We start from the raw sequence: 14,053 nt of genomic DNA on the forward strand, positions 1-14,053 counted from the left end.
GCGGATGTCGTTGCCCGAGGCTCGTCCCTCCTCTAGCGTTGAAGCACCGATCACCTGCAGGAGGCCTCGATGACTGCGCACGACGCGCTGGGCGAGCAGAAGTTCTCGACAGAGCTCCTGTTCACCGACGGTCTCCCCGAGATGGATGACGAAGTCGGTTACCGCGGTGCCCAGGCGGCACGCGCAGCCGGCATCACCTACCGTCAGCTCGACTACTGGGCGCGCACCGAGTTGGTCGAGCCCACCGTGCGCGGCGCAAGCGGCTCCGGATCGCAGCGTCTCTACGGCTTCCGCGACATCCTCGTTCTGAAGCTCGTGAAGCGCCTGCTCGACACGGGAATCTCCCTCCAACAGATCCGGATCGCCGTCGACCAGCTTCGCGCGGCTGGCATCCGTGACCTTGCGGGCACCACCCTTATGAGCGACGGCGCCTCGGTGTACCTTTGCACGTCGAACGACGAGGTCATCGATCTCGTCAGTCGCGGTCAGGGCGTCTTCGGCATCGCAGTCGGCAAGGTGCTCCGCGAAGTGGAGACGACTCTGATCGACTTCGACGCACAGCAGTCCGACCACACGGACGAGCTGGCCGCGCGACGAGCGGCCCGATCCGCCTGACGAATGCCCTGATTTCGGCGCTCTGTTCTGCGCCGGCAGGTCCGCGTCCGCGCCTGCTTCCCGGCTCAGGCGGGGGTGCTGGCTCCCGTGACCGGAATACGGCCCGTCCGGACGATGCGGTCGAGCAACGAGTCGAAATCTGCGGCCAGTTCCTGCGCAGAATCGCCGGGCCAGATGTGCAACGGCTTCGCCGCGCCCTGGGCCTGCTGGAGCGACGTGCGCTCGGGGAGCTGAGGAGCCAGCACGAGCGGGCCGAACATGTCGCGGAGTTCCTTGATGCGGAACTGGTGTTCGATCGACTGCGGTCGGACACGGTTGACGACGATGCCGAGCGGCTGCAGGCGAGGGGAGAGGCCGCGACGAATCTCTTCGATGGCGCGGAGAGCGCGGTCAGCGGCGGCGACGGAGAAGAGGCCGGGCTCGGTGACCACGACGACGCGGTCGGATGCCGCCCACGCCGTGCGTGTCAGCGCGTTCAGGGACGGCGCGCAGTCGATGAGAACGAGATCGTAGTCCGCCTCGATCGTCGCCAGCGCTTCTTCGAGCTTCCAGACGTCGCGGACGCTGGGGTGCGGTCCGTCGAAGTTGATGGCGGACGGACTGCCGATCATCACGTCGATCGTGCCCGGGTGCACCTTCGCCCATCCGCTCGAGGTGATCGCCTGACGGACGACCTTCTCTTTGGGGTTGGCGAGGACATCGGCGACATTGAGTCGGCCGGCGACTTGGATGTCCATCCCCGTCGACACGTCGGACTGCGGGTCCAGGTCGACGACAAGGGTCCGTACCCCGCGCGCGAACGCCGCGGAGGCGAGGCCCAGGGTCACGGTCGTCTTGCCGACGCCACCTTTGAGGGAGCTGACGGAGAGTACGTGCACAAGGCTCCACGTTACCGTCCCGTAGGCTGTGAGGGTACTCAGCCCGTACCTCGGCGGCCCCGACGCAGCGGCCCCGCACCCTGTAGAGGTGAAGAGCATGTTTCGCAAGATTCTGGTCGCCAATCGCGGAGAGATCGCCATCCGTGCCTTCCGTGCCGCGTACGAGCTCGGTGCCCGCACCGTTGCGGTGTTCCCGTACGAGGACCGGTACTCCTTGCACCGACTGAAGGCGGATGAGGCCTACCAGATCGGCGAGGTCGGCCACCCCGTCCGCGCGTACCTCGACGTCGACGAGATCATCCGTGTCGCGCTCGAGAGCGGTGCCGACGCCATCTACCCCGGCTACGGGTTCCTCTCCGAGAACCCGGAGCTGTCCGCACAGGCCGCAGAGAACGGCATCGCGTTCATCGGTCCTTCCGCCACGGTCCTCGAGATGGCGGGCAACAAGGTGACGGCGAAGCGGCACGCGGTCGCCGCGGGCGTTCCGGTGCTCCGCTCGACGGAGGCGTCCGACGACATCGATGCGCTCGTCGCGCAGGCGGACGACATCGGCTTCCCGATCTTCGTGAAGGCCGTCGCCGGTGGTGGCGGACGTGGGATGCGGCGGGTCGAGCACCCTGACGCGCTTCCCCCTGCCCTGTCGGAGGCCATGCGGGAGGCGGGCAGCGCGTTCGGTGACGCCCGGGTCTTCCTCGAGCAGGCCGTCCAGCGGCCGCGGCACGTCGAAGTCCAGATCCTCGCCGACAAGGCGGGGAACACCGTCCACCTCTTCGAGCGTGACTGCTCCGTGCAGCGCCGGCATCAGAAGGTCGTCGAGATCGCCCCCGCGCCGAACCTGTCCGACGAGATCCGTCAGAGCCTGCACGCGTACGCCGTCGCCTTCGCCGAGTCGATCGGGTACGAGAACGCAGGGACTGTGGAGTTCCTGCTCGAGACCGCCGGTCCCCGCGCGGGCGAGGTCGTCTTCATCGAGATGAACCCGCGCATCCAGGTGGAGCACACGGTGACCGAAGAGGTGACCGACGTCGACCTCGTGCAATCGCAGATGCGCATCGCCTCGGGGGAGACCCTCGACGATCTCGGTCTTCGACAGGAGCAGATCCAGCTGCGCGGCGCGGCCCTGCAGTGCCGCATCACGACCGAGGATCCGGCCCACGGCTTCCGCCCTGACACGGGCAAGATCACCACCTACCGATCGCCGGGCGGCGCCGGCATCCGTCTCGATGGCGGGACGACGGCCGCCGGCTCCCAGATCAGCCCGCACTTCGACTCGATGCTGTCGAAGCTGACGGCTCGAGGCCGGGACTTCGAGGCAGCGGTCGTTCGCTCGCGGCGCGCGCTGGCGGAGTTCCGCATCCGCGGCGTCTCGACGAACATCCCTTTCCTGCAGCGCGTCCTCGACGACCCTGCTTTCGTCGCCGGCGACCTCAGCACCGCGTTCATCGACGAGCGGCCGGAGCTCGTGCTCGGCCGGGAGTCGAAGGATCGCGGCTCGAAGGTCGTCTCCTGGCTCGCCGACGTGACCGTGAACCGGCCGAACGGCGACAGTCCGGTCCACACCGATCCTGCGGCCAAGCTTCCGCCGGTCGCACTCGACGCCGAGCCCGCTCCGGGTTCACGTCAGCGCCTCCTCGAGTTGGGCCCGAAAGAGTTCGCCGCGGCCCTGCGGGCTCAGCGCGGGCTCGCCGTCACCGAGACGACCTTCCGAGACGCGCACCAGTCACTGTTGGCCACGCGGGTGCGCACGAAGGATCTCGTACGCGTCGCACCGCACGTGGCGCGCCTCACGCCTCAGCTGCTGTCCGTCGAGGCCTGGGGCGGGGCGACGTACGACGTCGCGCTCCGCTTCCTCGGCGAAGACCCCTGGGAGCGTCTGGACGCACTTCGCGCGGCGCTCCCGAACGTCGCGATCCAGATGCTCCTCCGCGGGCGGAACACCGTGGGCTACACGCCCTACCCCACGAAGGTCACGGATGCGTTCGTGGCTGAGGCCGCGGCATCCGGGGTCGACATCTTCCGCATCTTCGACGCGTTGAACGACGTGAGTCAGATGCGGCCGGCGATCGAGGCGGTCCTCGCGACCGACACCGCCGTCGCCGAGGCGGCCCTCTGCTACACGGGAAACCTCCTCGACCCCGCTGAGGACCTCTACACGCTGGACTACTATCTGCGCCTCGCGGAGCAGATGGTCGGGGCCGGTGCCCACATCCTCGCCATCAAGGACATGGCCGGTCTGCTGCGCCCGGCCGCCGCGACGCAACTCGTCACGGCGCTCCGAGAGCGCTTCGACCTGCCCGTCCACCTGCACACGCACGACACCGCGGGCGGTCAACTGGCGACGCTCCTGGCGGCCAGTGCGGCGGGAGTGGATGCCGTCGACGCGGCCGCCGCGCCGATGTCGGGTACGACGAGCCAGCCCTCGCTGTCGGCGCTCGTGGCGGCGCTGGCCGACACCGATCGCGACACGGAACTCGATCTGCAGGCGGTCTCGGACCTGGAGCCCTACTGGGAAGCCGTCCGGAACCTGTACGCGCCGTTCGAGTCGGGGCTCCCCGGCCCGACCGGCCGGGTGTACCACCACGAGATCCCCGGCGGACAGCTGTCCAACCTTCGCCAGCAGGCGATCGCGCTCGGACTGTCAGAGGACTTCGAGCTCATCGAGGACATGTACGCGGCCGCCGACAGGATGCTCGGACGCATCCCCAAGGTGACGCCGTCGTCCAAGGTCGTGGGCGACCTCGCTCTGCACCTCGCGGCGGTGAAGGCCGATCCTGCGGACTTCGAAGCGCACCCCGAGAAGTACGACGTGCCGGACTCGGTCGTCGGATTCATGGCGGGTGAGCTCGGTGATCTCCCCGGCGGGTGGCCGGAGCCGTTCCGGTCGAAGGTCCTCGCGGGCCGCTCGGTGAAGGTAGGCGTCACGGAGATATCCCCGGATGATGCCGCGGCGCTCGACGCCGAATCGGCGACGCGTCGCGACACCCTGAACCGCCTTCTCTTCCCCGCACCGACGAAGGCGTTCCACGAGGTTCGCGAGACGTACGGCGACCTCAGCGTGCTCGACACGATTGCCTACCTCTACGGCATGAAGCCCGGTCAGGAGCACGTCGTCGAGATCGAGCGGGGCGTACAGCTGTACGTCGGTCTCGAAGCGATCGGCGAGGTCGATGACAAGGGGATGCGGACGGTGATGGCCACCCTCAACGGTCAGCTCCGCCCCGTCACAGTGCGGGATCGTTCCGTCGCCGTCGAAGCTCGTCAGGCCGAGAAGGCCGACACGTCGAAACCGGGTCAGGTGGCGGCTCCGTTCTCGGGTGTCGTCACCGTCAAGGCGGACGTGGGGACGAAAGTCCGCGCGGGCGAACCCGTGGCATCCATTGAAGCGATGAAGATGGAGGCAGCCATCGCCGCCCCCGTCGACGGCGTGGTGGAGCGCGTCGTCATCGCGTCGACCGCGCAGGTCGAGGCGGGCGACCTTTTGCTCGTGGTCCGTCCCGCGGACTAACCTGGTGCGTCGGGCTTTTCGAGCCCCGAGATCCACCAGGAGTGACCCCCGTGATGCGTGAGCGCGACAACGAGACGTCGGACGACGTCGACAACGGTGTGCTCGAGCGCACCGACAACCTCGAGACGACCGGGATCGGCATCGTCGACGGTGCCACGGCGCAGATCGATCTCGCCCTGCCCACGCTGTCCGACGGTGACGACGATTACGTCGAGGATGACGGATCCGCCCTTCCGGTGAGCGAGCACGACCTGCGCTACGGCGATCAGGATGCCGAGGTGCACGAGGTCGCCGCGGACGACGTCGCCACGGAAGATTCTGCGATCGCGGAGAACGAGCGCGACGAGTCCAATGAGGTCGTCGATGCGGACGTCGTCGCTCCGCACGGAGAGACCACTGTGTCCGCGCAGACGGGCGTCACGAGGCGCGCCATGCACCACCCGGTGTCCAGCGACAAGCATGCGCTCGAGCGAGTGCGCGGCGCGCGCGTCGAGGAGGAACCGCTCCAGTCCCGCCGACTCGACCAGTTGAGCGCCGATCGCGAGAGCCCCGACCTCCTCACGGCCGACCGGCTCATCGACCGCACGCGCGTTGCGGGGGCGGAGCCCGAGGGCATGTGGCAGCGACTCGTCTACGGCGCCACCGGTGGTCGGGTCGTGCTCGCGGACAACGCCCGCGTCCGTGCCCGGAAGGACCTCGACGGTCGCATCTCTGCGCCGCTGACGGGTGGCGCGAAGTTCGTGCCGGTCCTGTCCCGCAAGGGCGGCGTCGGAAAGACGAGCGTCACGACGCTCCTCGGGATGGCCCTCGCCGACGCGCGGGAAGACCGCGTGATCGCCATCGACGCGAATCCCGATCGGGGGACCCTGGCCGAGCGGATCGAACGCTCGAGCGGCAAGACCGTCCGCGACCTCGTCCGCGCCCGCGCCGACGTCTCCGGCTTCAACGATCTCTCCGCCATCGTCGCCCGGGACGAGACGCGCCTCGACATCCTGGCCTCCGACGCAGACCCGCACCTCTCCGAGGCGTTCAGTGACCGCGACTACCACGACGTCGCCGCCATCGCGGCCCATTACTACTCGATCGTCCTGACGGACAGCGGCACCGGGATCGTCCACTCCGTGATGGATGCGACGCTCGAACTGGCCGACCAGCTTCTCATCGTGGCGGGCCGGAGCATCGACGAAGCGAAGCTCGCGTCCGAGACGCTGTCGTGGCTCGAATCCAACGGGTACGCCGACCTCGCCCGCGGCGCGGTCGTTGTCCTCAACACCTCCCGTCCCGGTGCGAGCCTCGTCCGACCCAGCGAACTCGAGGCGCACTTCCGCACCCGCGTGCGCGCCGTCGTGACGATTCCCTACGACGCCCATATCGCCACCGGCGGACCGATCACCTTCCGTCGCCTCTCCGCGGCGACGCGCGGCGCGGCCCGGGAGCTCGCGGCCGTCGTCGTCGAGGGCCTCCGCGCCACGGGGACGGTCCGCTGATGGCGGTTCGTCCCATCCGCCTCTTCGGCGACCCGGTGCTCCGGAGCGTGAGCAACCCCATCGAGGACATCGACGAGGGCGTCCACGGACTCGTCGCAGACCTCGTGGACTCGGTGGCAGAACCCGGACGCGCGGGCGTCGCCGCCCCTCAGATCGGGGTCGGCCTGCGGGCTTTCAGCTACAACGTCGACGGTGTGATCGGGTACGTCCTGAACCCCACCATCGAGGTGTCCGGCGACCCCGTGCCGACGGGGGAGGGATGCCTCTCCGTTCCTGGCCTGTGGCACGACGCGATGCGTCACCCGTGGGCGCGTGTCACCGGCATCGACCTGAACGGCGAGGAGATCGTGATCGAGGGTGAGGGGCTGCTCGCCCAGGCGCTGCAGCACGAGTACGACCACCTCGAGGGCATGCTCTACCTCGATCGCCTGCCGAAGGACGTGCGCCGTCAGGCGATGCGCGAAGTGCGAGAGTCCGACTGGTTCTGACCCGCATGACAGAAGGCCCCGGTTGCCCGGGGCCTTCTGTCATCTGCGGTCAGTTGCCGAGCGAGATGTTGGTCGTCGACACGTTCGCCTGGTAGAGCTCGTCGATGTCGGCCGCGAAGTCCGACAGGATGACGTTTCGCTTGATGCTCATCTTCGGCGTCAGATGGCCGGATGCCTCGGTCCACTCGGTGTCGAGGATCACGAACTTCCGAATCGACTCCGCACGGGAGACGGTTTTGTTCGCTTGGTCGACCGCGGACTGGACTTCGGCGAGGACCTTCGGGTGCGCGATCACCTGCGACATCGGCATGTCGGCAGCCAGGCCGTTGTTCGACATCCATGTCGGCAGCATCTCGTGGTCGAGGGTGACCAGTGCGCCGATGAACGGCTTCTGGTCTCCGACGACGACGACCTGACCGACGATCGGGTTGGCGCGGATCGGATCCTCGAGCACAGCCGGAGCGACGTTCTTGCCGCCGGCGGTGACGATGATCTCCTTCTTCCTGCCGGTGATGGTCAGATAACCGTCCGAATCGAAGGAACCGATGTCGCCCGTCCGGAACCAGCCGTCGTCGAAAGCGGCAGCCGTCGCTTCGGGGTTTCGCCAATACTCCTTGAAGACGTTGACGCCGCGCACCTCGATCTCGCCGTCCTCGGCGAGGCGGACCCCGACTCCGGGGAGCGCGGGACCGACGGTTCCGATCTTCGACTTGGTGGCGAGGTTAACCGTCGCGGGAGCCGTCGTCTCGGTGAGGCCGTAGCCCTCGAGGATCTGCACACCGAGGCTGTGGAAGAAGTGGCCGAGGCGCGAACCGAGAGGGGCGGACCCCGACACCGCGTGGGCGACGCGGCCACCCATCGCGGTCCGCAGCTTGCTGTAGACGAGGCGGTCGAAGAGCGCGAACTTGATCTTCATGCCGAGCGGGATCTTCTCGCCGTCCTGCAGGCGACGCGAGTGCTCGACCGCGACGGCCGCGGCGGCTCGGAAGATCTTTCCCTTGCCACCCGCCTCCGCCTTCTGCTCCGCCGAGTTGTAGACCTTCTCGAACACACGCGGCACGGCGAGTAGATACGTCGGCTTGAACGAGCCGAGGCCGGCGAGGAGCTTCGTCGTGTCGGGCTCGTGCCCTGTCTTCACGCCGCCGTGGATGTTCAGGATCGAGATGAACCGGGCGAACACGTGTGCGAGCGGGAGGAAGAGGAGGGTCGACGCGCCGGGCTGCTGAACGACCTCGCGGAGTGCTTCGGCGGAGTTCCGCGACAGCTCGACGAAGTTCTTGTGGGTGAGGACGCACCCCTTGGGGCGACCGGTGGAGCCCGACGTATAGATGAGGGTGGCGATGTCGTCGGTGTTGGCGAGTGAGCGTCGACGCTCGATCTCGTCGTCGCTGACGTCCGAGCCGCGGGAGCGCAGCGTGTCGAGGTCGCCCGTCTGCATGGTCCAGACCTCCCGGAGGAGCGGCACCTCTGAGCGGATCTCAGCGACGCGGTCGGCGTGCACCGAGCTCTCGACGACCATGGCGACGGCGCCCGAGTCGGTGAGGATCCAATTGATCTGCGACGCGGAACTCGTCTCGTAGACCGGGACCATGACGGCGCCTGCGAAGAAGAGGGCGAAATCGACAAGCGACCACTCGTACGTCGTACGGGCGAGGAACGCGACCTTGTCCCCGGGCTGGATGCCGCTGGCCGCGAATCCCTTCGCCAAGGCGAGGACCTCGCGGTGGAACTCCGCGGCGGTGATGTCGCGCCACCCCTCACGGTCGGGGACGGCGAACAGAGCGAGCGACGGAGTCGCTTTCACCCGCTCCACCAGGATGTCCGAGGTGTTGGCGGTCGGATCCGCGGGTACGACAGCGGGGACGTCGAATAGGACGGCGCTCATGGGCGGCAACTCCTTCGGTACCGGGTGGCGTCAGGTGCGACTGAGTCTAGGGCATCGTGATCCTCGATCCCGGGGCGACGCCGCGCGGCAGCGCCCCGTTAGACTCACGGATGCCGTGCGACAGCGCGCGTGCGGAGGGGAGTGGCGTGCTCAACGTCGGCATCGACATCGGTGGGACCAAGATCGCCGGGGGCATCGTCGATCCTGATGGCGCGATCCTCGATCGTCGGCGTGTTCCCACTCCCGCCGATCCCCAGGCACTGGCGGATGCCGTCGCCGCCATGGTCGACGACCTCGTCACCGACCGCGTGGTCCATGCTGTCGGTGTCGCGGCGGCCGGCTTCATCGACGCCAGCCGTTCCGTCATCCTGCACGCGCCCAACATCGACTGGACGGACGAGCCGCTCCGCGACGAACTGGAGCGGCGCATCGGTCGCCCGGTGACCCTCGAGAACGATGCGAACGCCGCCGGGTGGGGCGAGTTCCGCTTCGGCGCCGGTCGCGACGTCCGCGACATGGTGATGATCACCCTCGGCACCGGCGTCGGCGGCGCCGCGATCATCGATGGCGACCTGCTGGTCGGCGGAAACGGCATCGGCGGCGAACTCGGCCATCTCCGCTTCGAACGCGGGGGCCGCCCCTGCGGGTGCGGGCAGAGCGGATGTCTCGAACAGTACGCATCCGGCCGGGCGCTGCAGCGGGAAGCCGCGGACATCGCGGCATCCGGATCGCTCGGTGCCGGTCTTGCTGCCGCGCGCACCGCCGACGGCATCGTCCCGGGGGCCGCGATGGCAGCGCTCGTGGCCGCCGGCGATGCAGGAGCCCTCGAGGCGGTGCACCGCGTCGCGACCGCGCTGGGGGAGGCCTGCGGAGGGTTCCAGGCGGTTCTCGACCCTGCCCTGTTCGTCATCGGCGGCGGCGTGGCCGATCTCGGTGAGCGACTCCTGCATCCCGTCCGGGAGGCCTACGCGACGGCGCTTCCCGGCTACGGCGAGCGGCCGATCGCCTCTTTCGCCATCGCGACGCTGGGTAACGACGCCGGGCTCATCGGCGTCGCCGACCTCGCCGGCGGCCGAGTCTGACATGGTCTACTGGGTCCTCAAGTACCTCATCATCGGACCGATCGTGAAAGCGATCTTCCGTCCGTGGATCGTGGGACGCAGCAACATCCCGGCATCCGGTGCAGCCATCATCGCGAGCAATCACCTGTCGGTCAGCGACTCCGTGTTCCTGCCGCTCATGATCGATCGGCGCATGTCGTTCCTCGCGAAGAGCGACTACTTCACGGGTTCCGGGCTGCGGGGATGGGCCACGCGCGTCTTCATGAAGGGGACCGGCCAGATCCCGATCGACCGGACCGGCGGCAAGGCCTCGGAAGCCTCGCTGAACACCGGCCTCCAGGTGCTCGGGCGGGGTGACATCCTCGGGATCTATCCCGAGGGCACCCGAAGCCCCGACGGGAAGCTCTACCGAGGCCGCACCGGACTCGCCCGCATGGCACTCACCGCTCGTGTTCCGGTCATTCCCGTCGTGATGATCGGCACCGACGACATCATGCCCATCGGCCGTTCCGTCCCTCGGGTCGGGCGCGTGGGCATGGTCATCGGTGAACCGCTCGACTTCAGCAGGTTCTACGGCATGGAGTCCGACCGCTTCGTCCTCCGCTCCGTGACGGACGAGATCATGGTCGCGCTGCAGCGTATGGGGGAGCAGGAATACGAGGACGTCTACGCGTCGACTGTCAAGGACCGTCGTCCGGCCGCAGCGTCCTGAGCTCGCTCGTCACACGACCGATGGGGCCACCCGCCGCCACTAGAATGAGCGGATGCCCACTCCTCTCGACCACTGGCGTTCGCTCCCGATCAAGCAGCAGCCGTTGTGGACCGACGCGGATGCGGTCGCTGCCGTCTCCGCCGAGATCGCGACCCTCCCGCCCCTCGTCTTCGCCGGCGAGGTCGACAACCTCCGCGACCGCCTCGCGAAGGCGGCGTCCGGGCAGGCGTTCCTGCTTCAGGGCGGCGACTGCGCCGAAACGTTCGCCGGAGCCACCGCGCAGCAGATCCGCGACCGCATCAAGACGGTTCTGCAGATGGCGGTCGTCCTGACGTATGGCGCGTCGATGCCCATCGTGAAGATGGGGCGCATGGCGGGACAGTTCGCCAAACCGCGCTCGAGCGACACCGAGACGCGGGGCGACATCACGCTGCCGGCGTACCGGGGAGACATCGTCAACGGATACGACTTCACCGAGGCCTCCCGCACCGCTGACCCGCAGCGCCTGCTGAAGGGGTACCACACGGCGGCATCCACGCTGAACCTCATCCGCGCCTTCACGCAGGGTGGATTCGCCGACCTCCGCGAGGTGCACAGCTGGAACCAGGGCTTCGCGAAGAACCCCGCCAACCAGCGCTACGAGCGTCTGGCGGGCGACATCGACCGTGCCATCAAGTTCATGGAGGCGGCCGGGGCGAACTTCGACGAGCTTCGCGGGGTCGAGTTCTACACCGGCCACGAGGGTCTGCTCATGGACTACGAGCACCCGATGACGCGCATCGACTCGCGGACGGGCACGCCGTACAACACCTCCGCGCACTTCCTCTGGGTGGGTGAGCGCACACGTGAGCTCGACGGTGCGCACGTCGACTACTTCTCGAAGATCCGGAACCCCATCGGCGTGAAGCTCGGGCCGTCGACGACGCCCGAGACGGCGCTCGCGCTCATCGACAAGCTCGACCCCGAGCGTGAGCCCGGTCGGCTCACCTTCATCACTCGGATGGGCGCGGGCAAGATCCGTGACGCGCTTCCCCCGCTGTTGCAGGCGGTCAAGGACTCCGGCGCGACACCGCTGTGGGTGACCGACCCGATGCACGGCAACGGCATCACGACGCCGACCGGGTACAAGACGCGTCGCTTCGACGACGTCGTCGACGAGGTGCGCGGCTTCTTCGAGGCTCATCGATCGGTGGGGACCTTCCCCGGCGGCATCCACGTCGAACTCACCGGTGACGACGTCACCGAGTGCCTCGGTGGCTCCGAGATGATCGACGAGGCGACCCTGGCCACGCGCTACGAGTCGCTGTGCGACCCGCGTCTGAACCACATGCAGTCGCTGGAGCTGGCGTTCCTGGTCGCCGAGGAGCTCGGCAACCGCTGACCGCACGACCCGAAGGCCCGGTGACCACGATCGCCGGGCCTTCGCCGTTCCCGGATGCCGTCTCGATCCGTTTCAGCCGAAGGGCTGGAACTGGGGGGTCAGGCTGATCGTGATCCCGGGGCGCTGCATCGTGCCACCGTCGGGGGTCATGGATCGGACGCGGTAGACGTCCCAGTAGCGCCCACCGAGAGGGATCTCCGCATCCTCGATGTTCGGGTTGACCTTGAAACCCGCCGCTTGGAGACGATCGACCGCTGTCCGGACGGTTTCGCCGACGACGTTCGGCACCTCGACCGGCTTCGGGCCGTCGGACACGACGATCGTGATCTCCTCGCCCTGCTGCCAGGAGCCGCCACCGCCCGGGCGTTCGGGGACGCGGATCACGAGGTCATCTGCGACCGTGCTGCTGAACTCGCGTTCTTCCTTCACCTTCATGCCGGCGCTCTGGAGGATGTCCGTCGCCTCGTCGCCGCTCTTGCCGACGACGTCGGGCAGGGCACCCACCGATACACGGAGCTCGGCCGTCGAGCCCTGGAGCACGGAGCAGCCCGCGGTGCACTCGACCGGGTCTTGCGAGCCTGCCTGCGTCACGTAGACGCGGACGATGCGGTCGGCGGCGAAGCTCGTGAAGTACTTCTTGGTCGCCGCGACGGTGATGTTGTTCTCCTGCAGGAGGGTTTCGACGTCGGTCCGCGTCCGGTCCTGGAGCGCCGGCAGATCCACGGTCGCGGGACCGGACGAGATCTCGACGGTCACCGTCGCGTCGCGGTCGAGGAGGGTCCCGGCATCCGGGTCGGTGCCCACGACCTCTCCGGTGGGGACCTCGAGGCTGTGCACATCACTCCGCTTCGCGACGAGTGCATTCTCAGCGAGCGCTCTGGAAGCAGTGTCGAAACTCATCCCCTCCAGTGACGGGACCGAGACGAGTGAACCCGGTCCGGAACCGAACCACCAGCCCACGCCGCCGGCGGCGGCCGCGAGCACGAGGACGACAGCCAGCAGCCAGCCCCCCTTCAGCGTGTTGCGATGCGAGCGTCGACGGAGCCGGGTCGCGTTGTCGACCTCGGTGGTGACGCTCGGCGCGGTGAAGGTCCCGGGCATGACCCGGGTGACTTCGTCGGAGTCCAGCGAGTCATCGACGACGACCGTGGCACCGGCGGGAGTGGAACGCACGACCTGCGGAAACACCCCGAGTTGCTTCTCGATGTCGCGGAGGCGTTCGAGCATCTCGCGCGCATCCGTCGGACGGTCCTCGGGGGAGCGCTCGGTCGCCCAGAGGACGAGTTCGTCGAGTTGTTCCGGGACGCCGGGGTTCTTGACGCTCGGGCGGGGAACGGAGTGGGTGGCGTGCTGATAGGCGATCTGCATCGGCTGCTCGCCCTTGTAGGGCTGGTCACCGGTGAGCATCTCGTAGAGCATGATGCCGAGCGCGTAGATGTCGCTCCGGGCATCGGCGGTACCCCGGGTGACGAGCTCCGGGGCGAGGTACGCGATCGTCCCGAGGAGCATCTGCCCCGTCGCGGTGTTCGCGCTCGTGGCGCGCGCCAGACCGAAATCGCCGATCTTGATGCGGCCGTCTTCCGCAAGCAGGACGTTCTCGGGCTTCACGTCCCGGTGCACGATGCCTGCGCGATGGGCGGCCGAGAGGCCCGACAGGATCGCGTCCATGATCGTGATCGTCTGAGGGAGAGTGAGGCGCTTCTGCTCGCGCAGCAGCTCACGGAGCGTGATGCCCGGGAGGTACTCCATGACGAGATAGGCCATTTCGCCGTCTTGGCCCTGGTCGAACACGTTGACGACATGGGGATCGGCGAGGCGCGCGGCGGACCGGGCTTCCTGGATGAAGCGGTTCTGGAAGACGGTGTCGTCCGAGAGATGGCCGTGCATGACCTTGAGGGCCACGCGGCGCTCGAGCCGAAGATCTGTGGCGACGTAGACGGTCGCCATGCCGCCGCGCGCGATGCGCCCGCGAACCCGGTACCGGCTGTCGACCAGGCGGCCGATCAACGGGTCGGTATGCGGGTTGGCGTTCACGTCAGAA

General features: G+C 68.2%; 10 protein-coding genes. 7 read left to right on the forward strand and 3 right to left on the reverse strand.

From position 1 onward, the window contains the following. Nucleotides 1-69 precede the first annotated feature (69 nt). Nucleotides 70-615 (forward strand): MerR family transcriptional regulator, encoded by a 546-nt coding sequence (locus ABQ271_RS05485; RefSeq protein ID WP_349310488.1) that lies wholly within the window; start codon nucleotides 70-72, stop codon nucleotides 613-615. Between the two features lie 65 nt (nucleotides 616-680). On the opposite strand, the gene ABQ271_RS05490 is transcribed toward ABQ271_RS05485, so the two are convergent. Further along, on the reverse strand, nucleotides 681-1,493 hold the full coding sequence (locus tag ABQ271_RS05490) for a ParA family protein (protein ID WP_349310489.1): 813 nt from the start codon (nucleotides 1,491-1,493) through the stop codon (nucleotides 681-683). 97 nt (nucleotides 1,494-1,590) lie between these two features. Between ABQ271_RS05490 and ABQ271_RS05495 the strand changes: the two genes are divergently transcribed. From ABQ271_RS05495 to ABQ271_RS05505, 3 genes are read left to right on the forward strand one after another with little or no spacing between them, the layout of a single operon-like run. Next, the gene (locus tag ABQ271_RS05495) at nucleotides 1,591-4,998 is read left to right on the forward strand and encodes a pyruvate carboxylase (protein WP_349310490.1); all 3,408 of its coding nucleotides are present in this window, start codon (nucleotides 1,591-1,593) and stop codon (nucleotides 4,996-4,998) included. 53 nt (nucleotides 4,999-5,051) lie between these two features. After that, complete coding sequence (locus ABQ271_RS05500) at nucleotides 5,052-6,485, forward strand: MinD/ParA family protein (RefSeq protein WP_349310855.1); 1,434 nt, start codon at nucleotides 5,052-5,054, stop codon at nucleotides 6,483-6,485. Beyond that, nucleotides 6,485-6,973, forward strand: coding sequence for a peptide deformylase (locus tag ABQ271_RS05505; RefSeq protein WP_349310491.1), 489 nt, complete (start codon nucleotides 6,485-6,487; stop codon nucleotides 6,971-6,973). Before ABQ271_RS05500 ends, ABQ271_RS05505 begins: the two co-directional genes overlap by 1 nt. A gap of 49 nt (nucleotides 6,974-7,022) precedes the next feature. On the opposite strand, the gene ABQ271_RS05510 is transcribed toward ABQ271_RS05505, so the two are convergent. Further along, nucleotides 7,023-8,858 (reverse strand): long-chain fatty acid--CoA ligase, encoded by a 1,836-nt coding sequence (locus tag ABQ271_RS05510; protein ID WP_349310492.1) that lies wholly within the window; start codon nucleotides 8,856-8,858, stop codon nucleotides 7,023-7,025. Between the two features lie 146 nt (nucleotides 8,859-9,004). On the opposite strand from ABQ271_RS05510, the gene ABQ271_RS05515 reads away from it, so the two are divergent. The 3 genes from ABQ271_RS05515 to ABQ271_RS05525 are packed head-to-tail and all read left to right on the forward strand — an operon-like array spanning nucleotide 9,005 to nucleotide 12,012. Beyond that, the gene (locus ABQ271_RS05515) at nucleotides 9,005-9,940 is read left to right on the forward strand and encodes an ROK family glucokinase (RefSeq protein ID WP_349310856.1); all 936 of its coding nucleotides are present in this window, start codon (nucleotides 9,005-9,007) and stop codon (nucleotides 9,938-9,940) included. A 1-nt stretch (nucleotide 9,941) separates the two neighbouring features. Further along, nucleotides 9,942-10,631 carry a lysophospholipid acyltransferase family protein gene (locus ABQ271_RS05520; RefSeq protein WP_349310493.1) on the forward strand — a complete coding sequence of 230 codons (690 nt, stop codon included), beginning with the start codon at nucleotides 9,942-9,944 and terminating at the stop codon, nucleotides 10,629-10,631. A gap of 52 nt (nucleotides 10,632-10,683) precedes the next feature. Continuing rightward, nucleotides 10,684-12,012, forward strand: coding sequence for a class II 3-deoxy-7-phosphoheptulonate synthase (locus ABQ271_RS05525; RefSeq protein WP_349310494.1), 1,329 nt, complete (start codon nucleotides 10,684-10,686; stop codon nucleotides 12,010-12,012). 72 nt (nucleotides 12,013-12,084) lie between these two features. Here ABQ271_RS05525 and pknB read toward each other — a convergent pair whose 3' ends face one another. After that, on the reverse strand, nucleotides 12,085-14,046 hold the full coding sequence (gene pknB / locus ABQ271_RS05530) for a Stk1 family PASTA domain-containing Ser/Thr kinase (protein WP_349310495.1): 1,962 nt from the start codon (nucleotides 14,044-14,046) through the stop codon (nucleotides 12,085-12,087). Nucleotides 14,047-14,053 lie beyond the last annotated feature (7 nt).

It is taken from the genome of Microbacterium sp. MM2322, from assembly GCF_964186585.1.
Taxonomy (GTDB): Bacteria; Actinomycetota; Actinomycetes; order Actinomycetales; family Microbacteriaceae; genus Microbacterium.

Bases quoted from the DNA above. Each gene is read 5' to 3' on its own strand.
- ABQ271_RS05485 (WP_349310488.1), top strand. From the start codon at position 70: ATGACTGCGCACGACGCGCTGGGCGAGCAGAAGTTCTCGACAGAGCTC.
- ABQ271_RS05495 (WP_349310490.1), top strand. From the start codon at position 1,591: ATGTTTCGCAAGATTCTGGTCGCCAATCGCGGAGAGATCGCCATCCGT.
- ABQ271_RS05500 (WP_349310855.1), top strand. From the start codon at position 5,052: ATGCGTGAGCGCGACAACGAGACGTCGGACGACGTCGACAACGGTGTG.
- ABQ271_RS05505 (WP_349310491.1), top strand. From the start codon at position 6,485: ATGGCGGTTCGTCCCATCCGCCTCTTCGGCGACCCGGTGCTCCGGAGC.
- ABQ271_RS05510 (WP_349310492.1), bottom strand. From the start codon at position 8,858: ATGAGCGCCGTCCTATTCGACGTCCCCGCTGTCGTACCCGCGGATCCG.
- ABQ271_RS05520 (WP_349310493.1), top strand. From the start codon at position 9,942: ATGGTCTACTGGGTCCTCAAGTACCTCATCATCGGACCGATCGTGAAA.
- ABQ271_RS05525 (WP_349310494.1), top strand. From the start codon at position 10,684: ATGCCCACTCCTCTCGACCACTGGCGTTCGCTCCCGATCAAGCAGCAG.